The following is a 24,540-nucleotide window of genomic DNA, read 5'->3' on the forward strand; positions in this document are numbered from 1 at the left end:
AAGCTTTCAGAGAACATCGCCCGCCTCACAATCCCAACCAGTCGAAGATGCGCCGCCAGGCGCTGCGACGCGCGCGCTCGGATACGTCACCCTCGCCCACATAGGTGATGCGGGCGTCGGCCAGTCGCGTGGACAGCACCACATTGCCGTCCGAAATGTCCTGCGGGCGTACCCGCCCTTCCAGGTTGACCTTCTGCAGCTCTTCATTCACCGTGAGCAACTGCTCGCCGGCCACACGCAGCTCGCGGTTCGGCAATACCTCCGTGACCGTCACGGTCAAGGTAGCCAACAGCTTGTTCGTGCGTTGTGTCCGCCCTCCACCATCGAAATCGCCGCTCACCCCGATGCCCAGCTGGCCGACCTTGTTTCCCATGTTGCTGACAGAGGCGTTGATGTCGTTGCCGCGACGCGTACCCGTGTTGGCGCTGCTCGTGGCCGACGAGTTCTCGAACACTTGTATCGTGAGCGAGTCGCCCACGCGAAACGCCTTGTTGTCCGCGGTCAAAGGACGAAAGCTCCCCTCCTGGTAGAGGCTCTCGGCAGCTCCCCAGCCGGGCAACAGCCATACCACCGATGCAGCGAACCCCGCCAAGGCAACCCGTATGCGCGATCCGCAACGTCCGGTCATGGCTGCACCTCGACCTGGCCAGGTCCTGTGACACGCGCGAGTACTTCACCGCTGGCGCCGGGCACCTTGACCCGCACGACCTGCCCTTGCCGGCCATCCTGCAGCACCTCGACGCGGCTTTCCACCGACACCTCACCGCTGCGCGCCAGCAGGTGCGCAGGCTGCCCGCGCACAACGGCGGGCGCGGCTTCCAGATGCGCCTCGGTAAGCACCTCCCCGGCGCGCAGCGGCCGACGCAGCCGTTGAGAGCCCGCATCCAGTTCAGCTTCGCGCACGCCAGCCAACGGCTTGGCGTTTCGAAGCGTCGTGAGATCCACGTCCCTGGACTCGGTGACATCGCGCAGCAACGCTGGATCCAGCGTCGTCCCTCGATCGACACCGCGCGTGGCCACTGTCATCGGTGCCCACGCGCCGACCTCGAAACTCACGGCGGTGGTGCGCACGAACCGGTTGTCCACCCATGCATCCACCCACACCAGCATGCGCCGGGCGGGTTGCGCCTGATCACTCAGCGGGCGCACCCGCAGCACGGGTGTGCCCGCAGGCAGCATCAGATCGCGCGTGGGCGAGAGTGCCTGCACCTCGGCGCGTACGCTGCGCTGAGACAACCATGCCGTCAGCGACGCTCTTGCCGCTTCGACGACCGCTTCCCCCTGCAGTTGCTGCGCTTCGCTCTCGATTTCCGTTTCGCTGGCTCCCGTCCAGCGAAGAATGGGCGCGCGCTCGCTCGCGACGGTTGCCTCGCCTCGCGCGAACTGCAGCCCACTGCGGCCGGCCACCCAGCGCGACAGCGTGTCGCGGTCCACGACCGTCGGAGCTCCAGGGCGTGGTGCAGCACCGATCGGTAGCGCCATCAGTCGCCGCAGCGACACCAGGTCCGCACTGGTGAGAAAGGCGATGTCGCCCAACCGCACCTGCTGACCTGTGGCCCTGGCCTTCGCGCGCATCTCGATGCTGACAACGGCCGGTGCCAGACCCGATGCAGCGCGATCCACGCCTGCCGCCAAGCCTTCTGACGCGCCAAGAAGGCACGCAGCCGACAGCGCACCGCACGCGAGACTACTTGCGAAGCGCATTGATCATTCCCAACATCTCGTCCGACGCCTGCATTACCTTGACATTGGCCTCGTACACGCGCTGCGCCACCATCAGGTTCACCATTTCGTCGGTGAGCTTCACGTTCGACCCTTCCAGGAATCCCTGTGCGATCGTCCCCATGCCATCTTCGGAGGCCTTGGCGGAGATGGCCTCGCCAGACTCCGTGCTTGCCCGATACAGGTTGTCGCCCTGGGCCTTCAGTCCAGCCGGGCTCGTGAAACGCACCATCTCCAGTTGCCCGAGTTCGATCGGCGTTGCCTGCCCTGCGACCTGCACATGCACGCGGCCATCGCCGTCGATCTTCAAGTCCTTTGCGTTGTCGGGAATTGCGAGGTTCGGCTTGAGCGGGAAGCCGCCCGACGTGGCGAGCAACCCGTCGCGATTGACGCGAAAGGTGCCGCCACGCGTGTAGGCGCTCGAGCCGTCGGGCATCGTCACTTCGAGGAAGCCCTCTCCCTGGATCGCGAGGTCGAAGGCGGATTCGGTTTTCTTAAGATCCCCCATGTCGAAGAGCTTGGACATGGTGGCAATGCCTACGCCCGCACCGAGGCGACGTTGCGGACCCAAGACCCCCGCTTCCTCGGAACCGGGCATGAGGCGCGCGGCCTCCTGCACCATCAGGTCGGTAAAGCCGACCTTGCTCTTCTTGAAACCTGTGGTGTTGACGTTCGCCAGGTTGTTGGCGATGGTGTCGACATTGAGCTGCTGCGCCTGCATCCCGGTCGCGCTGATATAGAGGGCGTCGAACATAGTTTGTTTTTCAAAGTAATGAAGTTCGGGATATCGTCGACTCAGGACATCTCGCCCAGCTTGCGCACGGCGCCGCCGATCATCTCGTCGTAGCCCAGGGCCACTTTCTGCATCGACTCGAAATGCCGCATCGACTGAATCAGCTGTGCCATCTCTTGCATCGAGTTGACGTTGGAGTTCTCGAGGAATCCCTGGCGAACCTGTATATCCGCATCTGCAAGCTGATTCGGCACCTGCTGCGTCGTCACCAAGCCCTCGCCCATGCGCTGCAGATCCGTGCCGTTATCGAAGCCCACTACCTTCAACTGCGCCACGGGCGTCGCTTCAGCGCCACCGCCAGGTCGTGACTCGAACACCTGGCCCACGGCGTCGATGACGGGATTCGGTCGCGTGAGCACGATCTCGCCCCCCACGCCCATGACCGGGTGTCCCTTCGCAGTGACAAGGCGACCTCGCGGGTCCAGCTGCCAGTTGCCCTGTCGGGTGTAGGCGAGGCCCGCCCGGGTGGACACCTCGAAGAAACCAGAATTTGCCAGCGCCACATCCAGACTCTGGCCGGTGGTCTTGAGCGTGCTCGGGCGCAGGTCAGTCTGGACCATGAACGGCGCGGCAGCTACAGAAGTCGATGCAGGCTGCGCGGTACCGGACCAGGACGCATCAGCCCCGCGCATGGCGTCGACGAAGCCGCTCGCCCCCATCGGCAGCGATGTCACTACTTCTCGCTTGTAGCCCGGCGTGGTGGCGTTCGCCATGTTCAGGCTGATGCGCTCCAGGCGCCCCATGTCCTGCTGCATGCTGAGAAGGCTGATTGCCAGTACGTCGCTCATCGATGATGTTCCTTGCGATTCAAAGTTGCACGATGCCGAAGGATTTCAGCTCGATGGTGTGGGGCACCTCGGCCATGGACAGGACGCGAAGGTGCGGCATGACACGCTCTGACAGGCCTCGAACATGGCGCCGGAGTTCGGGCGCACAGAGCAGAACAGGCAGCAGGTTGCTCTTCATCATCCGCTCGGCCTGCTGGACGAGACGCTTGATCAGCTGTTCCGACAGGCGCGGATCGATCACGAAGGGCTGCGTGCCCGCCGCGGTCGTCGCTCCTGCTTCACCTACCGCGATCTGCATGCTCTGCAGAAACTGGCTCTCGATCGCGGGATCGAGGGTAAGCACCTGCAAGGCGCTCGCCTCTCCGATCAGGCCCTGACAGATGGCATGGCCCAGCCGCTGACGCACAATTTCCGTCAATTGCGCTGTGTCACGCGTCGCGCGCCCTGCATCGGCCAGCGTCTCGAGAATCGCCTCGACGTGCCGAATCGAGACCTTCTCCCGCAAGAGGTTCTGCAGGACTTTCTGCACGTCGCTGGCCGAGAGCACAGTCGGGATCAGCTCTTCCACAAGGCCCGGCTGGCTCTTGCGCACGCGCGACAGCAGCCTATCGACTTCCGAACGGGTCAACAACGTCGCCGATTCGCGACGCAGCATTTCCGTCAGATGAGTCATGAAGACAGTGGGTGCATCCACCAGCGTGAATTTCGCTTGTGCCGCCGCCTCGCGCTGACGTTCCTCGATCCACAGTGCGGGCAACCCGTAGGTAGGGTCGCGTGTTGGCTCGCCGGGGATGGATTTGGTATCTCCTGAAGGATGGATCGCTAGCAAGCGGTCGGCTCGCGCCTCGCCCTTGCCGACCAGCACGCCGTCCAGATGGATCTCGTAGCGATCAGCCGACAGACGTGACGAGTCCTTGAATCGCACGCGTGGCAATACAAGACCGAACTCGTTCGCATGCTGCTTGCGAAAGCTCGCGATACGCTCCATGAACACGCTGCCGGGCTGGTTGATCACCGGCCCCCAGTTGCCACCTAGATGCACCTCGACGGGTTCGACTTGAAGCAACGTGTAGGGATCGTCGCTGGCGGCTGCTGCAGCCGTGCCGTCGGCGGCAGCAAGATTTTCGGGGTCGATGGGGTCGCCCATGCCCTGCGCCGCGTTATCGCTTTTGACCTTGGCCGCACGATAGAGCAACGTGGCCGCCAGCAAGAACCCGGCAGTCAACACCAACGTGGGGATCGCGGGAATTCCAGGCAGCACCAGCAAGCCTCCCAACGCCAACGCGACCATCAGCAGCGTCTTCGGGAAAGAACTCACCTGGCGCAGGGCTTCGCGACTCAGGTTGGTGTCGGAAGAGGAACGCGTGACGATGATGCCGGTACCCACCGCGATCACCAGCGCGGGCACCTGCGTCACGATGCCATCGCCGATCGTGAGCAGTGTGTAGGTCTGCAGCGCTTGCCCCCACGGCAGGCCGTGCTGCATCACACCGATCACCAGCCCGCCGATGATATTGATCAGCAGGATGATGATGCCCGCGATGGCATCGCCCTTGACGAACTTGCTCGCACCGTCCATCGCGCCGTAGAAGCCCGCTTCCTTTTCGATGTTCTTGCGGCGCCGCTGTGCCTCGGCCTGGTCGATGAAACCCATGTTGAGGTCCGCATCGATGCTCATCTGCTGGCCGGGCATGCTGTCGAGCGTGAAACGCGCCGCCACCTCTGACACCCGCTGGGCGCCGCTGGTGACCACCACGTACTGCACCACGATCAGGATCAGGAAGACGATCAGCCCGATGACGTAGTTTCCGCCGACGACGAAAGCGCCGATGGCGCCGATGACACGCCCTGCGTCGCCATCGGACAGGATGAGTCGCGTGGCCGCGACGTTCAACGATAAGCGGAACAAAGTGGCAATGAGCAACAGCGAAGGGAATGTCGAGAACTCCACCGGCCTTGCCATGTAGAAGGTCAGCAGTAGCACGAGGAATGCGAAGCTGAAATTCGTCAGGATCAGGAAGTCCAGCAACCCACTGGGAATGGGTGCAAAGAGCACTACCAGCACGCCGAGAACAAGCAGCACCAGCGCGATATCGCTGTGTTTTTCGAAGACCTTCGCAAGCGCCTTCATGCTTGAACTCCCTTCGCGACAAGACCCTGGCGCTGTTCGCGCATTGCGAACACCCAAACGATGATGCGTGCGACCTGCGCATAGAGTTCCGGCGGAACCGCCTGATCGACGGGAAGCTCGCGATAGAGGCGCCTGGCCAGCGGCGGGTTCTGGACCACCGGGATGCCGTGACGCGCGGCGATCTCGCGCATTGCAGCGGCCATGTGCCCGCTGCCCTTGGCCAGCAGCTGCGGTGACACCATGCGGCCGTGGTCGTATTTCAGCGCCACAGCGAAGTGGGTGGGGTTCGTGATCAGCACATCCGCATTGCGCGTCTCGCGCAGTGCGAGGCTGCGCTTGAGCGTCTCTCGACGCAGCTCGCGCAGGCGGGCGCGAATACGAGGATCGCCGTCGCGGTGTTTGGCCTCATCCTTGATGTCCCGCTGGCTCATGCGCATCTTCTTGGCGAATTCGCGCCGTGTGTACATCAAATCCAGCAACGCAATGAGCCCCAGCACAAGCGCCATCTTCAGCGCCACACTCGACAGGTCGTCCAGCAGGGTGCGCAAATAACCGATTGGAGACAGCGACGCGAGACCATAGAACTGGCCCAGCAAAGCCTTGAGTGCCAGCACCGAAACCAGGCCCAGCAGCGTGAGCTTGATGAGTGCTCGTGCGGTATCGAAGAGCACCCGCATCGAGAACAGCCTTTTGAGCCCGTTGACTGGATTGATGCGATTGAAGTCCATCTTGACCGGATCGAACGAGAGCATGGGTCCCGTCTGCATCATGTTGCCGACCACCGCAGCCAGCATGACCGTCGCGAAGAAAGGGGCCGACAGCACGAATACCGCGCGCAGCGCGCGTTCGGTCAGCGGCCACAATCCGGCTCCCGATGGGTCCATCCGTCCTGCCTGGATGAGTACCGCCTGATCGAAGCGGAACTGGGTCGCCACCGCACCGAACCCGCGCCATGTCAGGTAGACCGCAGCCACCGTAAAGACGATTGCGCCGACGACGTCCGTGCTTTTCGCGGCTTGTCCTCGCTCTCGGGCGCGCTGCAGCTTGTAGGGCGTTGCCGCCTCGTTGCGATCCAGGTCTTGCTCTGCCATCAGCGCCCCCACTGCGGCGGTGCCGACACGAAAATTTCGTCCCAGGTCGTCGCGATGCCGGCATAGACCCGGGTCATCACGCCGCCGATACCCGTGAACCAGAGCGACAGGGCCACGAGGCCGACAATGATCTTGACTGGGATGCCCATCGTGAACATGTTCATCTGCGGCAGGTTGCGCCCCACCACACCGAGCGCGAACTCCGCCAGCAGGATGCAGAACACCACAGGTGCCGCCAGGGCAAAGCCCAGGCTGAAAAGCCCCGCCGCCTGCTTGAGCACAGGCTCCACGGCCTGCGCCAGAGACCAAGGTGCTCCCACCGGAAAACGCTCGACGCTGTATGCGATTCCGCGCAGCAACGCGTGATGGCCGTTGACCAGGAAGAACACCAGGACCGCCACGTAGGCAAACGCCGTGGTAAGGATCGGCACAGGGCGCCGGGTGACGGGATCCATGATCTGCGCGATACCGAAGCCCAGCTGAACATCCAGCATCTGGCCTGCGACCGTAAACGCACCAAACGCCAGCAATATGCCGAGCCCGAGAACCGCGCCAAGGACGAGTTCGCTCAGCGCCGCAGGCAACAACACCCTCCATTCCACGGGCGCCCCGGCAGCAGATGTCAAGGCCGAAGCCAGGGCCACCGACAAGCTCAGCACGAGCAAGACGCGCACCGTTGCAGGCAGCGGCACCGCATAGAGCACAGGGGTCATCATGAATGTGGCGGCGACACGCAAGGCCAGAAGGCCGACAAGTACAGCCCACGACGTGTCCATGCCCGCTGGCAATGTGGCGATGCTCACGAATTGCGCTCGGATCAGAACAACGCGGGAATGCCGCTCCACAGCTGCACCGTGAACTGCGTCAGTTTGCGCAGCATCCAGGGCCCCGCCACGATCATGACAGCCGCGGCCGTGAAGAGCTTGGGCACGAAAGTCAGGGACATCTCCTGTACCTGGGTGACGACCTGCAGGATGCTGATCACCACGCCGACCAGCATGGTCAGACCGAGCAGCGGCACACACACGAGCAGCCCCGTCCAGAACAGGTCCGACATCATCTTCAACGCCAAGTCCGCATGCATTAAGGGCCTCACTGGAGCGTGGCCTGAGACCATTCGCCCTATTTTGCGCACTCGTGCTTTTGGCAAGAGATACGTGCAACTTTTAATTAGATTTAAACCTGAAATCTTCGGCTTTTGCAGAAGCGATTTAGCTCGCAATTGCAGTTTGAGCATCGAAAATTCAGAAGATCACTCGATTTATCGAGCAGCGTGCAGCCGATGTTATGCGAGGAAGAATACAAATCTCAAATGAAACAAAAAATAAATTTCTTAATAACTTCTTGATTGTTTCTTTAATTAAAGATTGTTTCCTAAAAATATAACTTCCTCATTAATTCAAAAAAACTGCCCTGGCTGAATCCGCCGCCGGGACCGGAGCTTCCGGGGCAACGCAGAGCTTTTAAAATTCAACGAGGTATGAATGTCGCAACGTGCTTGGTTGGTCCTCTTTCCATTCATCGTCGCTGTGTCCCAATTTCCGCCGAAGCGGCTCTTCGCTCCTACATCCAATGGGCAGAACAGCGTTCCAAGGTCTACACATCGGCAAAATGAACAGCGATGGCGAACGCAAAGATGAAGTGGACGCCCGCAAAAATTGCATGCCCGGGGCAATTAGCCTTCGAACTGGCGCCCCTTTTTCAATGTGCATGTGCGCAAGCGACCTGCGAGGAACTCTCTTGAAACAGATGCCGAACACAATCCTTCGCGATCTGGCATGGTCGTTCAGCAGGGACACCCCCGAATCCATCGCTGAATGGGAAGAGGCGTTGTCGGCCTATGGGGAAGACATCGGCATGCCTGTCGACCGGGAGAAGCTGTGGCTGGTGCTCCCGGTTCGTGCTCTCGACGTGCAGTACACGTACTGGGTGGTCGGCAACAACAATGAGTGGCAACCAAAGAGCAGGGTCGTTTCTGTACGAGCTTCAAGGCTCTTGTCTTGCAGCGAAATTCTTTTCGAGGTGCACAAGGCGTCGCATGCCGAACTGGAGGACCAGGATCACCGATTTTTCGAAGGGCTGGAACTGCTCGACGAGGTATTCGAAGAAGGCGTGCCGGCTTACAAGATGCTGTTGGGAAGCTGAGGTTTGGTGGTGTGGAGGCGGAGTAGCAGAAGAACGAACGACCGCTGAGCAGAAGAAGCTACTTCCGCTTCGGATTCAACATCGATGATCGAATCCGGCAGTGATCAACTGCTCCCCACGCGCACGCCATCGCCACCCTCTGCCACAGCAACACGCCAAGACTGAACCGTCGCCTCGACCGTCTCGATACGTCGCTGCAATTCTTCGTTGACCAGCCGCATCAGCGCACCCAGTTCAGTGCGTGTCGGATAAATCTCTTCCGGGTCGCTCACGCGTTGCGGGACGATGAGTTTTTCAAGGCACGCGTAGGCAAGATGCACGGCGTGAAAGCTGTCGACGTCGTCGCATGCTTTCAGGGCGAGAGATTCGACACAGACGTGCGCGGGCGCGCGAACAGATGCAGCCATGAATGGCCTCCAGAGGTGCGGTTTGCTGAAACCGCCGCTCTCGAGTCCAAACGAGGGCGGCAGCTCGACGGGTTGGACTACCGGGCACCTCTTGCGAGAACCGGCCGGGCTCGCGCCCGCCCGTCGAGCCGCCAAAAAATGGAAGCACGAACGACGAAGCCGCAGACCCTGCGGGAGTGACTACGGCTTGCGTCGCAGAGGTGATTCGGGAGTCCAAGCCCGGCCACGTTTTTTTCGTGACGGTCGCAGTATAGCCACGCAGATATGCGCCGCCACGAGAGGCAGGCCAGCCATGCCCCCGCGAAAAACCCCAAATCAGGAAGCTGGAACAATCCGCCCACCATGGACGGTCTCGATCTCATCAAAACATTTCGCGAAGTCGCGTTCCGGCGCAGCTTTTCCCGCGCGGCAATTTCGCTGGGCATGTCGAAAGCCACTGTCAGCCGCTACGTCGCGGAACTCGAAACCCGCAGCGGCGTGCGCCTGTTGAACCGCTCCACCCGCTCCCTGAGCCTGACCGATGCCGGCCAGGTTCTGCTCGACCGCAGCACCGAACTGGTGACGATGGCCGAGAACACGCTCAACGACCTGCAGGCCCACGGCTCGCATCCGCGCGGACGTCTGCGCATGAGCGCGCCCAACGGCCTGATCGCCGGGTGGATGTCGGACGTGATTGCCGAATTCATCAAGCTCTACCCTGACGTGTATGTGAGCCTGGTCTTTACCAACGGCGAGGTCGACCTGATCGGCGAAGGCATCGACATCCACCTGACGGGCGGGCGCATCGACGACATGAATCTGATCGTGCGGCGGCTGGTGCAGTTCGACATGGTGGTCTGCGCCTCGCCGGCCTACTGGGCCCAGCGCGGCATTCCCCAGGTGCCCGAAGACATGGGCCGTCACGACGTGCTGAGCTATTCGGCCATGCCCACCACGCACCTGCCCTTCGAGACCGACGGCAAGCCGCACGACGTGCCGGTGCACAGCCGCATGGAAGCCAACGACGCGATCGCGCTCATCGAGCTGGCATTGCGCGGCGTGGGCGTGGCCTATGTGCCGGAGCCGCTGGCGCAGTCGCACCTGGAGCGCGGCGCGCTGGTGCCGGTATTGCGCGAGCACATGCCGCGCGAGCACTGGCTGTACGCGGCGTATTCGCAGCGCCGCCACAACAGCGCGGCGATGCGCGCGATGCTCGACTTCCTGGAACAGTCGATGGGCGCCAACGGCGATAACCCGGTGCTGCCGCCCATGCCCGCGCCGCCGCGCGTGATGCCGCCTACATGCGCCCTTTCCAGGGCACAAGACGTCGCTCGAGCCACCGCATCAGCAAGTCGAACAGGTAAGCCACCACGCCAATGACGATGATGCCCATGATGACGATGTCGGTGCGCAGGAAGTTCGACGCGTTCAGCACCATCTGACCCAGCCCCATGTTGGCCGCCACCATTTCTGCGGCCACCAGCGTGGTCCATCCGAAGCCGATGGCGATGCGCATGCCCACCAGGATGTCGGGCAACGCCGACGGCAGAATCACATGGCGGATCACCTGCATGTAGCTCGCGCCCATCGAGTACGCGGCGTTGATCTGCTCCTGTGAAGCGCTGCGCATGCCCGAGCGCGCGGCCAGCGCCAGCGGCGCGAAGCAGCTCAGGAAGATCAGCAGCACCTTCGGCAGTTCGTCGATGCCGAACCAGATGATGATGAGCGGCAGGTAGGCCAGCGGCGGCAGCGGCCGATAGAACTCCAGCGGCGGATCGAAGATGCCGCGCCAGAAGCGGCTCATGCCCATGGCAATGCCCACCGGAATGGCTGTGGCGCATGCCAGGAAGAAGGCCGAGAACACGCGGAACATGCTCGCCAGGAAGTGCTGCCACAGCGGCTTGTCGTTGGCCTGGCCGGTAAGGTATTCGTAGAACTGCTGGAACACCGCCTGCGGCGTGGGCAGGAAGAGCGGCTTGACCCAGCCCATGTTGGTGACAATGAACCACAGCGCCACCAGCGCCACCACCGTGACCACGCTGATGGTCACGCTCGACCCCTCGCCCGGCACCTTGAAGGCGCTGGTCTTGAGCTTGGCGCCGGCCACTGCGGGAGCGGGCGGCGCGGCGGGCTTGGATGGCGGCGGCTGCGTCATGACGGCGGCGGGCGATGCGACAGTGACGACCTCATGCATGGGCGGCCTCGCGATGATGAATGATGGACAGCACTTCTTCGCGCATGCGGATGAATTCGGGCTCCGATTTCACCTTGCGCGAATCGCCGTGCGAGAGGTACTGGCGCGAGAACGGCACGTTGTCGTAAACATGCGAGATACGCCCCGGGCTCGGGCTCATCACGATGAGCCGCGTGGCCAGGAACAGCGCTTCTTCCACCGAGTGGGTGATGAAGAAAACCATCTTGTTCGACTTGGACCAGGCCTGCAGAAGAATTTCCTGGACCTGCTCCCGCGTGAACGCATCGAGCGCGCCCATGGGTTCGTCCATGAGCAGCACGGCGGGGTCGCTGGCGAGCGCACGCGCAATGCCCACGCGCTGCTGCATGCCGCCAGAGAGTTCGTACACGGCGCGGTCGGCGTATTTCTGCAGGCCGACGAGGCCCAGTTTTTCTTCGGCGATGCGGTCGCGCTCGGCCTTGCCCATGCCGCTCAGGCGAAGGCCCAGGGCCACGTTGTCGCGCACGTTGAGCCAGGGCATGAGCGCATGTTTCTGGAACACCACGCCGCGGTCGGCGCCCGGGCCGATGACGGGCTTGCCGTCGAGCAGGATCTCACCGGTCGAGGGTGGCAAGAAGCCCGCGATGCTGTTGAGCAGCGTGGTCTTGCCGCAGCCGGAGGCGCCGAGCGCGACGACGAAGTCGCCGTCGTGCATCGTGAGGTTGACGGGGGCCAGCGCCTGCAGCGTGCCACCCTTGACGGCGTAGTTGACCGTGAGGTCCCGGATGTCCAGTGTGGGCATTCAGTTCTCCAATGCAAGTTGCTTTCCGATGGCGTGCAGCGCACCCGGAAGAACTACTTCCCCATCGCCTTGTCGACATAGGCAGTGGTAACGAACGCGCTGTAGTCGGGCTTCACCTCCTGCACCCGCCCCTGCTCCTTCAGGAAAGCCGCCGTATTGGCCATCGCCTTCGCAGCACCGCCGCCAAGCCAGGTCGGCGAAACCTGCTCCGCCATCGTCGGGAAGGTGTACAGCGCCATCGCAGCCCCCACGTCCTTCGGGTCGGCCTTGGTCCACTTGGCCATGGCCTTCGTCTGCGGCGAATCGGGCGTCCAGCTCTTGCCGGTGGCTTTGTACTCTTCATTCGCGCGGTTCAGCGCTTTCACGAAAGCCACCATGAAGGGCTCGTTGGCAGCCGCCCACTTGGCGTTGACCACGATGCCCTCGAAAGTCGGCGCGCCGCGCTTGCCGATGCTGCCCGACGTGGCGATGGTCTTGCCGTTGGCCTTGATCTTCGACAGCACCGGGTCCCAGATGAAGGTCGCGTCGATGTCGCCGCGCTCCCATGCCGCCGCGATCTCGGGCGGGCGCATGTTCATCACGTTGACGCTCTTGGCGTCGACGCCGTCCATCTTCATGCCGGCCATGAGCTGGTAGTGCGCGGTCGACACGAAGGGTGTGGCCACCTTCTTGCCGGCCAGGTCCTTGATGCTGTTGATGTTGGTGCCGTTGCGCGCCACCAGCGCCTCGGCGTTCGCGATGTCGGCGGAGATCCAGAACAGCTTGATGTCCTGCCCCTGGCTGGCCGCCGCGGTGAGCGGACTGGAGCCGGTTTCACCCATCTGCACGTCGCCTGAGGCCATCGCGCGGATTACGTCGCCGCCGCCCGCGAACATGCGCCAGTTGATCTTGTAGCCCGTGGCCTTCTCGACCTCGCCGGATTCCATCACCAGCCGCAGCGGCACCAGCATGTCCTGGTGGGCGAAAGTGACTTCCTTTGTTTGCGCGAACACCGCGCCGCTGAGCGTGAATGCGGTTGCCAGAGCCGCTGCACACTGGAGGGAAAGACGTCGGGACAAGGTCATCGCTGTTTCTCCTGAAAGTGGATCGAAGCGGACTTTGCACCTATCGCCCGCAGCCAGGAAGTACCAGCGCCCGTGTTGGCATAGAGCCAGTGGATCGGGACTTACCCTCGTTCTGGTGCGCGCCGCACGCGTGCGGTGCGCCCAGGCCCGCGGCACCGCTCCCGCTCGGGCAAAGGCTCAGTGCGTCCGTCCGCCGGCAGGTCTCTTCTCGCCGCGCGCCAGGGCCAGCTCTTCAACCGCCATGCCCAAGGCCCGGATGCCCGCCGGAATCTGCGAAGCCGCAATGGACGACAACCGCAGCCGGAAGAACGGACACGGATAGGGAGGCCGCGCGAAGAACACGTCCCCCGCTTCGATCAGCACGCCGTGATTGCGCGCCATCAAGGACAGCTCCGTCGCATCCACCCAGGTAGGCGCCTGCACCCAGATCGAAGCCCCACCGGAAGGCAGCCGGAACTCGAAGTCGGGCAGATGGTCCCGCAGCGCCTGCGCGGCCAGCGCAAGCCGCTCCTGCATGGCGTGGTTCACCCGACGCGCATGCGACTCATGGTGCCCCAGCGAAAGAAACAGCGCATACGCATGCTGCAGGAATGCGCTCGGGTGCCGCACCATCGCATGCCGGATCACCCGCAGTTCCTTGATGAGCGCCCGCGGCGCCACGATGAACCCCAGCCGCAACGCGGGCGACAGGCTCTTGGACACAGAGCCCACGTAGATCACCCGTCCGGTCTTGTCCAGGCTCTTGAGCGCGGGCATGGGCGTGCCTTCGTACAGGTTCTCCGCCTCGTAGTCGTCCTCGATGATCACGAAGTCCTGCAGCTCCGCCTTGCGCAGCAGCCACTGGCGCCGCTCCAGGCTCAGCGTCGCGGTGGTCGGGCTCTGGTGCGAGGGCGTGACGAACAGGTAGTCGGCAGCGGGCAGCGCATCGACGACCAGCCCGTCTTCGTCGACATCGACCTCCACCCACTTCGGCTGCCGCAATGAAAAGCTGTTGCGCGCATGCGGATGCCCCGGCTCTTCCAGGCCCACGCGCGTCTGCTCGTCGAACAGCGCCTCGGCCAGCAGGTAGTAGGCATGCTGCGCGCCCATGGTCACGAGGATCTCTTCCTTCAGCGCGAACACGCCGCGCTTGGGCAACAGGCGCGTGCGGATCTGCTCGATGAGGTCGGGCACGTCGTCGGTCTCGAAGTCCGGCGTCCAGTGCGGCAGTTGCGAACGCGCCAGGCTGCGCGCGCAGCATTCGCGAAAGTCCTCGGTGGGAAAGAGCTGCGGGTCGTAGTTGCCGTAGACGAAAGGGTACGGATAGTCGCGCCAGCGGTCGGGTTTCGACAGCGTGGGTTTGTCGACCAGCGAGCGCAGCACGCGACCCTGCCAGTCGGGCGGCTGGCTGGCCTGGCCGCTGCGCCCCACCAGCGGCTCCGCATGCGGCGCGGACAGCGGCCGCGCATTGCGTGCCACGAACACGCCGCTGCGCGGGCGCGCTTCCAGGAAGCCTTCGTCGATCAGTTGCAGGTATGCCGAGGTGACGGTGTTGCGGCTCAGCCCCAGCAGCGCGGCCAGTTCGCGCGACGACGGCAGCGGAGCGCCGGGGCTCAGGTGCTCTTCAAGAATGGCCTGCACCACCGCGGACCGCAAGCGGGCCTGCAGGGGCAAGGCCGGCTGGTCGGGCAGCGCGAAGAGCTGCGCCCATTGGGTGGCTCGCGGGTTGGGCATGGTGCGCCGCAGTTTAGGGCAGCCGGCGCGATCCGTGGCAACCCGGCGGCGTTCTGGCTCGGTCGAATCCCCGTAACTGGCCCTATCGCGCCGGCAAGCGGCTGCCTACGCTTGCCGCATCAATTTCCGGAGTTCCCGCGTGACCGCCCAGCCTTCTTCCTCTTCTTCATCTTCTTGCGCCGTGACCACCGACACGCTCGCGGCCTTCAGCGACGCCTGGAACCACCACGACATCGACGCGCTGATGAGCTTCATGACGCCCGACTGCATCTTCCAGACCGCCGCCGGCCCCGATGCCTGCGGCACGCGCCACACCGGCACCGAGGCGGTGCGCAAGGCCTTTGCCGCCGCCTGGGCAACCGTGCCCGACGCGCAATGGGTCAACGGCCAGCACTTCGTGCACGGCGACTTCGGCACCTCGCAATGGACCTTCACCGGCACCGCCGCCGACGGCAGCCGCATCGAGACCGACGGCATCGACGTGTTCACCTTCAAAGACGGCAAGATCCACCTGAAGAACGTGTTCCGCAAGGCCCGCCCCAATCTGCCCGCCGCGAAGTAAGCAAGCCCGGCACCGGTCTTCCCTTCACCTTCTGGAGCCCTTCATGACCATGACAGGCACCGTGCCGTTCACCGCCGGCGCGGCCGTCACCGCCAGCGCCGCGATCGACGGCTGCGCGCTCGAGCAACCGGCCCAGTCCCCGTTTCGTCCCTACGACCCGCAGTACGACCCGCTGCACGCCCCCGACCCCGGCGCCGGCCGCGCCTACGCGCCGACCTGGTGGGTGGCCAGCGCCGGCACGCCGCCCAACGACGACGGCCCGCTGATGCGCGACATCGATGTCGACGTGGCCATCATCGGCTCGGGCGCCACCGGCATGTCGACCGCGCTCTACCTGGCGCAGGAGCACGGCATCCGCGCCACGGTGCTCGAGGCCAACCAGGCCGCCTGGGGCTGCTCCAGCCGCAGCGGCGGCCAGGGGCAGAACGCGAGCGGCCGCCTCAAGCGCTCGCAGTGGATCGCGCGCTGGGGCATCGACACCGCCAGGCAGCTCGACGCCGAGATCCGCGGCGGCTTCGAGAACTTCCGCCACCTCACGACGCAGATCGACTGCGACGCCTACGACGGCGGCCACCTCTACCTGGCGCACCGGGCCGAGAAGCTGCCGGTCCTGGAAGCCGAGGCGCGCCTGATGCGCGAGCAGTTCGGCTACGCCACCCGCATGATGAGCGCCGAGGAAGTGCGCCGCGACTACTGCGACGAGCGCGAGACGGTGGGCGCGATGTACGAGGCCGAAGGCATCGGCATCCATCCGCTGAAGTTCACCTTTGGCCTGATGCAACGGGCGCGCGCGCTGGGCGTGACGGTGCACACCTCGAGCCCGGTGCAGAGCTGGCACACCGTCGACGGCGTGCACCATCTGCGCACGCCGGCCGGCGTGGTGCGCGCGCGCCGCGTGGCGGTGTGCACCGGCGGCTACACCGGGCAGGCGCTGAACCCGATGCTGAAGAACCGCATCATGCCGATCCTGTCGAACTCGGTGGTCACGCGCCCGCTCACCGAGGCCGAGCTGCAAGCCACCAACTTCAAGTCGCAGACCTTCCTGACCGATACGCGCACGCTGCGCTTCTACTACCGGCTGCTCAAGGGCAACCGGCTGCAGATCGGCAGCCGCAGCTCGGTGAGCGGCGCCGACGCCGAGCACCCGGTGCACCTGAAGCTGCTCACCGACGCCATCGCCCGCAAGTTCCCGCCGCTGGCGGGCATCCGCATCGACTACTCGTGGTGGGGCTGGGTCGACATGAGCCACGACATGATGCCTCGCATCACGCAGCCCGACGCCGGCAAGAAGATCTGGTACGCGGTGGGCTATGGCGGCAACGGCGTGTCGTTCTCGACCTGGGCCGGCAAGCGGCTGGCCGAACGCATCGCGGGCAAGGACGCGGGCCGCGAGGTGTTCGAACTGCCCATCTATCGATCGCCGCTGCCCTTCCCCAACGTGCTGGGGCTGGTGGAGTCGCGCGCGTTCGCGCCGTTTCGGCGCATCGGGCAGCGCATGCTCTACAAGTGGTACTGGCTGCGCGACGAAAAGTAGGTGCGCATTCCCCGAAGTGGCGCACGCCACCGCACCGCCCTGCTGCACAACGGGGCAAACCCACCCCTTCTGGCCCTGCGAGTCGCGCCGCGTTGGCTCTTCGCCGGCATGCGGCGAGCGCCTATCTTCGACACAAGGCCTTCGCTTCGGCGCGGGCCGAATCCGATTGCCTGTGTCGAACTCCCCCTGAGGTCCTGTCATGCCGATCCGCGTTCCCGAGCTTCCAGTTTTCTCGCGCCGTGCCACCTTGCTGTCCGCCAGCTTCGCGGCGGCCGGCACCCTGCTTCCGCTGTCCGTCTTCGCGGCCGCCGAGCCCAAGCGCGGCGGCACGCTGGTGATAGGCAGCACGCAGACGCCGCGGCACCTGAACGGCGCGGTGCAGTCGGGCATCGCCACCGCCATGCCGTCGACGCAGATCTTCGCGAGCCCGCTGCGCTTCGACGACAAGTGGAACCCGCAGCCGTACCTGGCCGAGTCGTGGAAGCTGGCGGACGACGGCAAGTCGCTAACGCTCAAGCTGCGCAAGGACGCGCTGTTCCATGACGGCAAGCCCGTCACCTCGGCCGACGTGGCCTTCTCCATCCTGGCCATCAAGGCCAACCATCCCTTCACCACGATGATGGGCCCGGTCGAGAAGGTGGACACGCCCGATGCGTACACCGCCGTGGTGCGGATGAGCGTGCCGCACCCGGCCATCGTGCTGGCGATGTCGCCCGCGCTGTGCCCGATTCTTCCCAAGCACATCTACGGCGACGGGCAGGACCTGAAGAACCATCCGCGCAACACCACCGACGTGATCGGCTCGGGCCCGTACCGGGTGACCGACTTCAAGCCCGCGCAGCGCGTGGTGCTGGAGCGCTTCGACAAGTTCTTCATTCCCGGCAGGCCCTACCTCGACAAGATCATCATCAACATCACGCCCGACTCGGCGAGCCTGATGCTCGGCCTGGAGCGCGGCGACATCCAGATGGTGCCCTTCGCCACGCTGCCCACCGACCTCAAGCGCCTGGCCAACGACCCCAAGATGTCGCTCACGCCCAAGGGCTACGACGGCATCGGCGCGCTCAACTGGCTGGCCTTCAACACCGCGAAGAAGCCGCTGTCCGACGTGCAGGTGCGCAAGGCCATTGCCACGGCCATCGACAAGAACTTCATCACCAAGGCGCTGATGGGCGGCTTCGCCACCGTGTCCGACGGCCCGCTGGTGGCCAGCAGCCCGTTTGCCGTGCCCGACCTGGTGCGCTACCCGCTCGACCTGAAGAAGGCCGGAGAAATGCTCGATGCCGCCGGCTACAAGGCCGGCGCCGGCGGCGAGCGCTTCAAGCTCACCATCGACTACCTGCCGGGCGTGGACGACCAGCAGAAGAACGTGGCCGAGTACATCCGCGGCCAGCTCAAGAAGGTGGGCATCACGGTGGAAGTGCGCGCCTCGGCCGACTTCCCGGCCTGGGCCAAGCGGCTGGCCTCGCACGACTTCGACATGTCGATGGACACGGTGTTCAACTGGGGCGACCCGATCATCGGCGTGCACCGCACCTATCTGTCGACCAACATCAAGCCCATCGTCTGGACCAACACCCAGTCGTATGCCAACCCGAAGGTGGACGAGTTGCTCAACACCGCCGGCGGCCTGATCGATGCGACGCAGCGCAAGGCCTACTACGCCACCTTCCAGAAGATCGTGACCGACGAGCTGCCCATCGAGTTCATCAACCAGGTGCCCTACCACACCGTCTCCAGCAAGAAGGTGGCCAACGTGCCAACCACCATCTGGGGACCGCTGTCGCCGCTGGACGAGGTGTACTTCAAGTAAGGCGGACAGGTCATGGGCATGCTGCCACTTCTGCGCCATGCCGCCTCGCGACTGCTCCAGGCCCTGGGCCTGGTGCTGGCGGTGGTGGTGCTCAACTTCGTGCTGGTGCACGCCGCGCCGGGCGACCCGGTGGAAACGATTGCCGGCGCCAGCGGCGGCATGTCGCCCGAGCTCATGGCGCAGCTGCGCACGCAGTACGGGCTCGACAAGTCGCTGCCGGTGCAGCTGGCCGTGTACCTGGGCAAGGTGGCGCAGGGCGACCTGGGCTACTCGTACTTCTTCAACCTGCCGGTGACGCAGATGATCGGCGAGCGCCTGCCGGCCACGCTGCTGCTGGTGCTCAGTTCGGTGCTGCTGGCTTTCTTCGCGGGCACGGCACTGGGGGTGCTGTCGTCGCGCAAGCCGAACGGATGGCTCTCGCAGTTCATCACCGTGCTGTCGCTGGTGGGCTTCGCGGCGCCGGTGTTCTGGCTGGGGATCATGCTGGTGATCTTGCTGGCCTCGGTGTTTCCCATCCTGCCGGTGGCGGGCATGCGCTCGATCGACTCGACGGGCGCCGGCGGCTTCGCGGACATGCTCGACGTGGCACAACACCTGGTGCTGCCCACGCTCACGCTGAGCCTGGTGTACCTGGCGCAATACAGCCGGCTCGCGCGTTCGTCGATGCTCGACGTGCTGGGCTCGGACTTCATCCGCACCGCGCGCGCCAAGGGCCTGGCCGACCGCGTGGTGCTCTACAAGCATGCGCTGCGCAATGCGCTGCTGCCGGTGGTCACGGTGCTGGGGCTGCAGTTCGGCAACGTGCTGGCGGGGGCGATCCTGGTGGAGACGGTGTTCAATTGGCCGGGCCTCGGCCGGCTGGCTTTCGAGTCGGTACTGCGGCGCGACTACCCGACCATCCTGGGCGTGCTGCTGTTCTCTTCCATCGTGGTGGTGGTGATGAACCAGCTCACCGACCTGTGCTACCGCTTCATCGACCCACGGATCAAGGCCTCATGAGCAAGGTCATCGCGATGCCCCCTGTTGCTTCCGCTTCCCAACCCGCCGCCAGGCCGCCGGTGCGCGTCGAGCACCCCGGCATGGAGGCGCTGCGCATGTTCTTGCGCAACCCCGCCGCCATCGCCGGCATGGCGATGCTGTTGATCGTGCTGGCGGTGGCCATCGCCGGGCCGTGGGTCTACCCGGCCGACCCGTTCGAGATCAAGGCCGCGCCGCTCACCCCGCCCTTCAGCGAAGACGCCTGGCTCGGCAGCGACTACCTGGGCCGCGACGTGCTCACCGCGCTCATCTACGGCGGCCGCGCCACGCTGCTGGTGGGCGCGGTGGCCGCGCTGCTGTCGGTGCTGATCGGCATCACGCTCGGCGCCTTCGCCGGCTACTACGGCGGCAAGATCGACGCCGCGCTGATGAAGCTCACCGAGTTCTTCCAGGTGCTGCCGGCGCTGCTGTTCGCGATGGTGGTGGTCACGCTGTTCTCGCCCACGCTGGTGACGGTGACGCTGGCCATCGGCATCGTGAGCTGGACCGGCACCGCGCGGCTCACGCGCGCCGAGTTCATGAAGTACCGCGGCCTGGAGTTCGTGCGGGCCGAGCGTGCCATCGGCGCGGGCGACGCGCGCATCATCTGGAAGGTGATTCTTCCCAACGCGCTGCCGCCGCTGGTGGTGTCGGCCACGCTGGCCATCGGCGCGGCCATCCTGTTCGAGGCGGGCCTTTCGTTCCTTGGATTGGGCGATCCCAACCAGATGAGCTGGGGCCTGATGATCGGCTCCAGCCGGCAATACGTGCTGTCCTGCTGGTGGGCCGTGGCCTTCCCCGGCGCGGCGATCTTCATCACCGTGCTGGCCGTCAGCCTGATTGGCGACGGCCTGAACGACGCCCTCAACCCCAAGCTGAGGGAAAGATGAAGCACACCCCCAGGCTTGCCCACTTCGTGTGGCCTCCTACCCCCTTGCAGGGGGCAATACCAGCGGCCCGGCAAAGCCGGTTCCGCGGTATTCCCGAAAAAGGCACCCACCGGGACGGTCCGGAGATGTGCGTGCGAAAGGTATCTCGACATGACATCGCCTTCCGATAGCACGCTGCTGCGCGTGCAGGACCTGCACGTCGAATTCAAGACGCGGCGCGGCCAGGCGCTGGTGCTCAACGGGGTCGACTTCGAGATTCGCGCCGGCGAAACGCTGTGCGTGGTCGGCGAATCGGGCTGCGGCAAGAGCATGACGGCGCTGGCGCTGCTGCGGCTCATTCCCTCGCCGCCGGGGCGCATCCGCAGCGGGCAGGTGCTGTTCCAGGGCGAAGACCTGGTGCAGGCCAGCGACGCGCGCATGCGCGAGGTGCGCGGCAACCGCATCTCGATGATCTTCCAGGAGCCCATGACCTCGCTGAACCCGGTGTTCACCGTGGGCGAGCAGATCGGCGAATCGCTGCGGCTACACGCCGGGCTGAACGCGCATGCGGCGAGTGAGCGCGCCATCGAGATGCTGCGGCAGGTCGGCATTCCGGCGCCCGAGCGGCGCGTGGACGAATACCCGCACCAGCTCTCCGGCGGCATGCGCCAGCGCGTGATGATCGCGATGGCGCTGGCCTGCCGGCCCGACATATTGATTGCCGACGAGCCCACCACCGCGCTCGACGTGACGGTGCAAGCGCAGATCTTCGACCTGCTGCGCGAGCTTCAGCGCGACAAGGGCACGGCCATCATGCTCATCACGCACGACATGGGCGCGGTGGCCGAGATGGCCGACCGCGTGATGGTGATGTACGCCGGCCGCGTCATCGAACAGGGCACTACCGAGCAGGTGCTGTCGGAGCCCGGGCACCCCTACACGCGCGGGCTGATCGACTGCCTGCCCGAACTGGGCAGCAGCGCCGCATACGGCGACGGCGCGCGCGAAGAGCTGGCCGAGATCGCGGGCGTGGTGCCCTCGATCTGGGAGCTGGGCACAGGCTGCGCCTTCCGCGAACGCTGCCCGCGCGCGCTGGCGCGCTGCGCGACCGAAGTGCCGCCGATGTTCGCGGTGCACGGCAAAGTTGCGCCGGGCACGCCGCATGGCGCGGCCTGCTGGCTGCACGCCGAGGCACTCGACCACCGCCAGCGGGAGGCCGCATGACATTCATCGGCAAGACCGACACCCTGCTGTCGGTGGACGACCTCAAGGTGCACTTTCCGCGCGGCAAGGCTGGCTGGGGTCGCACGCCCGAGGTGGTGAAGGCGGTGGACGGCGTGTCCTTCGAGATCCGGCGCGGCACGACGCTCGCGGTGGTGGGCGAATCGGGTTCGGGCAAGACCACGACGGCACTCGCGGTGATGCGGCTGTCGCCTGTCACGTCGGGCCGCATGCGGCTCGGCGACACCGACCTGGCAGCGCTGCGCGGCGAAGCGCTGCGGCAGGCGCGAACCCGCATGCAGATCATTTTCCAGGACCCGTTCTCCTCGCTGAATCCGCGCGAGCGCGCGGGCGCCGCGGTGCGCGCGCCGCTGGACCTGATGCGGGTCGGCACGCCCGACGAGCGCACGCGCCGCGTGGCCGAGCTGTTCGAGGCAGTGGGCCTTCGACCCGAGCAGCAGCACCTGTTTCCGCACCAGTTCTCCGGCGGGCAGCGCCAGCGAATCAATATCGCGCGGGCGCTGGCCACCAACCCGGAACTGGTGGTGTGCGACGAGCCGGTGTCGGCGCTGGACATCGCGATCCGCGCGCAGATCCTGAACCTGTTGTCGCGGCTGCAGCGCGAGCTGGGGCTGACCTACCTCTTCATCTCGCACGACATGGCGGTGGTGGAGCACATCTGCGACGACATCGCCGTGATGTACCTCGGCCAGATCGTCGAGCGCGCGCCTCGGCGCAGCTTCTTCGCGCGGCCCCTGCATCCTTACAGCGTGGCGCTGATGTCGGCGGTACCCACCGTGAGCGGCGGGCGCCGACGCGCGGCCCACCGCATCAAGCTGAGCGGCGATCCGCCAAGCCCGATCGACCCACCCGCCGGCTGCCGCTTTGCAGGCCGCTGCCCGGTGGCGGAGCCGGCCTGCGCGGCCGAGCTGCCGCCGCTGCGCGAAGTCGCCCCCGATCATTGGGTACGCTGCAGGCGCGTCGACGTCGTCGACGGACTGCCGCACCCGCCTCTTTCGATTCCAGAGTTGCCATGAGCCAGACAAACACCACCATCTACGCCGCGCGCAAGATCATCACCATGAACCCCATGCAGCCGCACGCCACCCACGTGGCGGTGCGCGACGGCCGTGTGCTGGCTGTCGGCTCGCTCGCGGACATGCAGGCCTGGGGCACCGCCACGCTCGACGAGCGATTCGCCGCCAAGGTGCTGATGCCCGGCCTCGTCGAAGGCCACTGCCACCTCAAGGAAGGCAGCATGTGGGACTGGACGTACCTTGGCTGGTTCGACCGCCGCGATCCCGCAGGCAAGGTGTGGAGCGGCCTGCGTTCGATGGACGAGGTGGTCTCGCGCCTGACGGAAGTGGCCGCGAAGATGACGGCCGACGGCGTGCCCGACACCGAGCCGCTGGTTGCCTGGGGCTTCGATCCCATCTACTTCGGCGGCGAGCGCATGACGGTGCACCATGTCGACCGCGCGAGCGCCACGCGGCCCATCGTCATCGGCCATGCCAACGGCCACCTGATGAACGTCAACAGCGCGATGCTGCGCATTGCCGAGATCACGCGCGACAATGAGGTCGAGGGTGTGGTCAAGTTCGCCGAAGGCCCGGACGAAGGCGAACCCACCGGCGAGCTGCAGGAGCCGGCCGCCATGTTCCTCGTGCTGCGCAAGATCGGCAACGCCGGCCTGCTCGCGCCGATGACCGAGGCCGGCGTGCGCTCGTTCGCGAAGTTGGCCTGCCTGCAGGGCGTGACCACTGCAACCGACCTGGTCAACAAGCTCACCGAAGAAGACTGCGGTGTGCTCGAGAAAGTGACGCAGGACGACGGCTTTGCCGTGCGCATCCTGCCCGCGTTCCAGGCCTTCCACGGCACGCACGGCGCCGCACAGGGCGCGGAGCATGTGAAGGGGCTGATGCCCCGCAACACCGACCGCCTGCGCTACGGCCTGGTGAAGATGATGCTCGACGGCTCGATCCAGGGCTTCTCGGCCCGGCTGCGCTGGCCGGGGCATTTCAACGGCGCGCCCAACGGCATCTGGGTGACGGCGCCCGCGCAGTACGAGGCCGACTTCGAGACCTACCACCGCGCTGGCCTTACCATCCACACGCACACCAACGGCGACGAGGCCAGCGAAGTGGCCATCGACGCCATCGGCCGCGTGCTCACGCGCGCGCCGCGCCCCGACCACCGCCACACGCTGCAGCACGGCCAGATGATCGACGCGCCGCTGTTCCGCCGCATGGCGTCGCTGGGCCTGTGCGCCAACCTGTTCGCCAACCACATCTGGTACTGGGGCGACCAGCACTACGAGATGACCATGGGCCCCGACCGCGCCAACCGGCTCGACGCCTGCGGCAGCGCATTGGCCGCGGGCGTGCCGCTGGCCATTCACTCCGATGCCCCGGTGACGCCGCTGGGCCCGCTGTTCACCGCCTGGTGCGCCGTGAACCGCATCACGCCCAAAGGCCGCCTGCTCGGCGAGGCCGAGCGCATCAGCGTGCCGCAGGCGCTGCGCGCCATCACGCTCGGCGCGGCCTGGACGCTCAAGCTCGACGGCGAAATCGGCAGCATCGAATGCGGCAAGCGCGCCGACTTCTGCGTGCTGGAAGACGATCCGCTCGAGATGGACCCGATGGCGCTGAAAGACGCGCGCGTGTGGGGCACCGTGCTGTCGGGCCGCGTGTTCGAGGCGCAGCGGGGCTGAAGACCG

General features: G+C 65.3%; 23 protein-coding genes. 10 read left to right on the forward strand and 13 right to left on the reverse strand.

The window, feature by feature from the left end:
• Nucleotides 1–25: 25 nt before the first annotated feature.
• The 8 genes from L3V85_RS33355 to L3V85_RS33390 form a co-directional block, all read right to left on the reverse strand.
• On the reverse strand, nt 26–628 hold the full coding sequence (locus tag L3V85_RS33355) for a flagellar basal body L-ring protein FlgH (protein ID WP_237676843.1): 603 nt from the start codon (nt 626–628) through the stop codon (nt 26–28).
• Nucleotides 625–1,623, reverse strand: coding sequence for a flagellar basal body P-ring formation chaperone FlgA (gene flgA, locus L3V85_RS33360; protein WP_237676844.1), 999 nt, complete (start codon nt 1,621–1,623; stop codon nt 625–627). The genes L3V85_RS33355 and flgA overlap by 4 nt, the downstream gene beginning before the upstream one ends.
• A 64-nt stretch (nt 1,624–1,687) precedes the next feature.
• Nucleotides 1,688–2,476, reverse strand: coding sequence for a flagellar basal-body rod protein FlgG (gene flgG, locus L3V85_RS33365; protein ID WP_237676845.1), 789 nt, complete (start codon nt 2,474–2,476; stop codon nt 1,688–1,690).
• A 41-nt stretch (nt 2,477–2,517) separates the two neighbouring features.
• Nucleotides 2,518–3,303, reverse strand: a complete 786-nt coding sequence (locus L3V85_RS33370; RefSeq protein WP_237676846.1) for a flagellar hook-basal body protein — start codon at nt 3,301–3,303, stop codon at nt 2,518–2,520.
• 19 nt (nt 3,304–3,322) lie between these two features.
• On the reverse strand, nt 3,323–5,434 hold the full coding sequence (locus L3V85_RS33375) for a flagellar biosynthesis protein FlhA (RefSeq protein ID WP_237676847.1): 2,112 nt from the start codon (nt 5,432–5,434) through the stop codon (nt 3,323–3,325).
• A complete protein-coding gene (locus L3V85_RS33380; RefSeq protein ID WP_237676848.1) occupies nt 5,431–6,525 on the reverse strand; it encodes an EscU/YscU/HrcU family type III secretion system export apparatus switch protein in 1,095 nt (364 codons plus the stop codon). The genes L3V85_RS33375 and L3V85_RS33380 overlap by 4 nt, the downstream gene beginning before the upstream one ends.
• Complete coding sequence (fliR, locus tag L3V85_RS33385) at nt 6,525–7,328, reverse strand: flagellar biosynthetic protein FliR (RefSeq protein WP_237676849.1); 804 nt, start codon at nt 7,326–7,328, stop codon at nt 6,525–6,527. The genes L3V85_RS33380 and fliR overlap by 1 nt, the downstream gene beginning before the upstream one ends.
• Nucleotides 7,329–7,342: 14 nt before the next feature.
• Nucleotides 7,343–7,609, reverse strand: coding sequence for a flagellar biosynthetic protein FliQ (locus tag L3V85_RS33390; protein ID WP_237676850.1), 267 nt, complete (start codon nt 7,607–7,609; stop codon nt 7,343–7,345).
• Between the two features lie 527 nt (nt 7,610–8,136).
• Here L3V85_RS33390 and L3V85_RS33395 point away from each other — a divergent pair.
• Entirely contained in the window at nt 8,137–8,670 is a 534-nt protein-coding gene (locus tag L3V85_RS33395) for a hypothetical protein (RefSeq protein WP_237676851.1), read from the forward strand.
• Between the two features lie 104 nt (nt 8,671–8,774).
• Here L3V85_RS33395 and L3V85_RS33400 read toward each other — a convergent pair whose 3' ends face one another.
• On the reverse strand, nt 8,775–9,077 hold the full coding sequence (locus L3V85_RS33400) for a hypothetical protein (RefSeq protein WP_237676852.1): 303 nt from the start codon (nt 9,075–9,077) through the stop codon (nt 8,775–8,777).
• A 342-nt stretch (nt 9,078–9,419) separates the two neighbouring features.
• On the opposite strand from L3V85_RS33400, the gene L3V85_RS33405 reads away from it, so the two are divergent.
• Nucleotides 9,420–10,436, forward strand: a complete 1,017-nt coding sequence (locus L3V85_RS33405) for a LysR family transcriptional regulator (RefSeq protein ID WP_237676853.1) — start codon at nt 9,420–9,422, stop codon at nt 10,434–10,436.
• On the opposite strand, the gene L3V85_RS33410 is transcribed toward L3V85_RS33405, so the two are convergent.
• From L3V85_RS33410 to L3V85_RS33425, 4 genes are all read right to left on the reverse strand, one after another.
• Nucleotides 10,354–11,250, reverse strand: coding sequence for an ABC transporter permease subunit (locus L3V85_RS33410; protein WP_237676854.1), 897 nt, complete (start codon nt 11,248–11,250; stop codon nt 10,354–10,356). The genes L3V85_RS33405 and L3V85_RS33410 overlap by 83 nt on opposite strands.
• Complete coding sequence (locus tag L3V85_RS33415) at nt 11,243–12,031, reverse strand: taurine ABC transporter ATP-binding protein (protein WP_237676855.1); 789 nt, start codon at nt 12,029–12,031, stop codon at nt 11,243–11,245. The genes L3V85_RS33410 and L3V85_RS33415 overlap by 8 nt, the downstream gene beginning before the upstream one ends.
• A gap of 53 nt (nt 12,032–12,084) precedes the next feature.
• Nucleotides 12,085–13,095 carry a taurine ABC transporter substrate-binding protein gene (tauA, locus tag L3V85_RS33420; RefSeq protein ID WP_081267582.1) on the reverse strand — a complete coding sequence of 337 codons (1,011 nt, stop codon included), beginning with the start codon at nt 13,093–13,095 and terminating at the stop codon, nt 12,085–12,087.
• A gap of 177 nt (nt 13,096–13,272) precedes the next feature.
• Nucleotides 13,273–14,808, reverse strand: a complete 1,536-nt coding sequence (locus L3V85_RS33425) for a PLP-dependent aminotransferase family protein (RefSeq protein ID WP_237676856.1) — start codon at nt 14,806–14,808, stop codon at nt 13,273–13,275.
• Between the two features lie 139 nt (nt 14,809–14,947).
• On the opposite strand from L3V85_RS33425, the gene L3V85_RS33430 reads away from it, so the two are divergent.
• From L3V85_RS33430 to L3V85_RS33465, 8 genes are all read left to right on the forward strand, one after another.
• On the forward strand, nt 14,948–15,370 hold the full coding sequence (locus tag L3V85_RS33430; protein ID WP_237676857.1) for a nuclear transport factor 2 family protein: 423 nt from the start codon (nt 14,948–14,950) through the stop codon (nt 15,368–15,370).
• A gap of 43 nt (nt 15,371–15,413) precedes the next feature.
• Complete coding sequence (locus L3V85_RS33435) at nt 15,414–16,904, forward strand: NAD(P)/FAD-dependent oxidoreductase (protein WP_237676858.1); 1,491 nt, start codon at nt 15,414–15,416, stop codon at nt 16,902–16,904.
• A 199-nt stretch (nt 16,905–17,103) separates the two neighbouring features.
• Nucleotides 17,104–18,717 (forward strand): ABC transporter substrate-binding protein, encoded by a 1,614-nt coding sequence (locus L3V85_RS33440; protein ID WP_237676859.1) that lies wholly within the window; start codon nt 17,104–17,106, stop codon nt 18,715–18,717.
• 12 nt (nt 18,718–18,729) lie between these two features.
• Nucleotides 18,730–19,716 (forward strand): ABC transporter permease, encoded by a 987-nt coding sequence (locus L3V85_RS33445; RefSeq protein WP_237676860.1) that lies wholly within the window; start codon nt 18,730–18,732, stop codon nt 19,714–19,716.
• 14 nt (nt 19,717–19,730) lie between these two features.
• On the forward strand, nt 19,731–20,624 hold the full coding sequence (locus tag L3V85_RS33450; RefSeq protein ID WP_237680703.1) for an ABC transporter permease: 894 nt from the start codon (nt 19,731–19,733) through the stop codon (nt 20,622–20,624).
• A gap of 150 nt (nt 20,625–20,774) precedes the next feature.
• Nucleotides 20,775–21,827 (forward strand): ABC transporter ATP-binding protein, encoded by a 1,053-nt coding sequence (locus L3V85_RS33455; protein ID WP_237676861.1) that lies wholly within the window; start codon nt 20,775–20,777, stop codon nt 21,825–21,827.
• Nucleotides 21,824–22,861 (forward strand): ABC transporter ATP-binding protein, encoded by a 1,038-nt coding sequence (locus tag L3V85_RS33460; RefSeq protein ID WP_237676862.1) that lies wholly within the window; start codon nt 21,824–21,826, stop codon nt 22,859–22,861. The genes L3V85_RS33455 and L3V85_RS33460 overlap by 4 nt, the downstream gene beginning before the upstream one ends.
• Nucleotides 22,858–24,534 carry an amidohydrolase gene (locus L3V85_RS33465; protein ID WP_237676863.1) on the forward strand — a complete coding sequence of 559 codons (1,677 nt, stop codon included), beginning with the start codon at nt 22,858–22,860 and terminating at the stop codon, nt 24,532–24,534. The genes L3V85_RS33460 and L3V85_RS33465 overlap by 4 nt, the downstream gene beginning before the upstream one ends.
• Nucleotides 24,535–24,540: the final 6 nt, after the last annotated feature.

Origin of the sequence: Variovorax paradoxus, from assembly GCF_022009635.1 — a bacterium.
Classification (GTDB): domain Bacteria; phylum Pseudomonadota; class Gammaproteobacteria; order Burkholderiales; family Burkholderiaceae_C; genus Variovorax.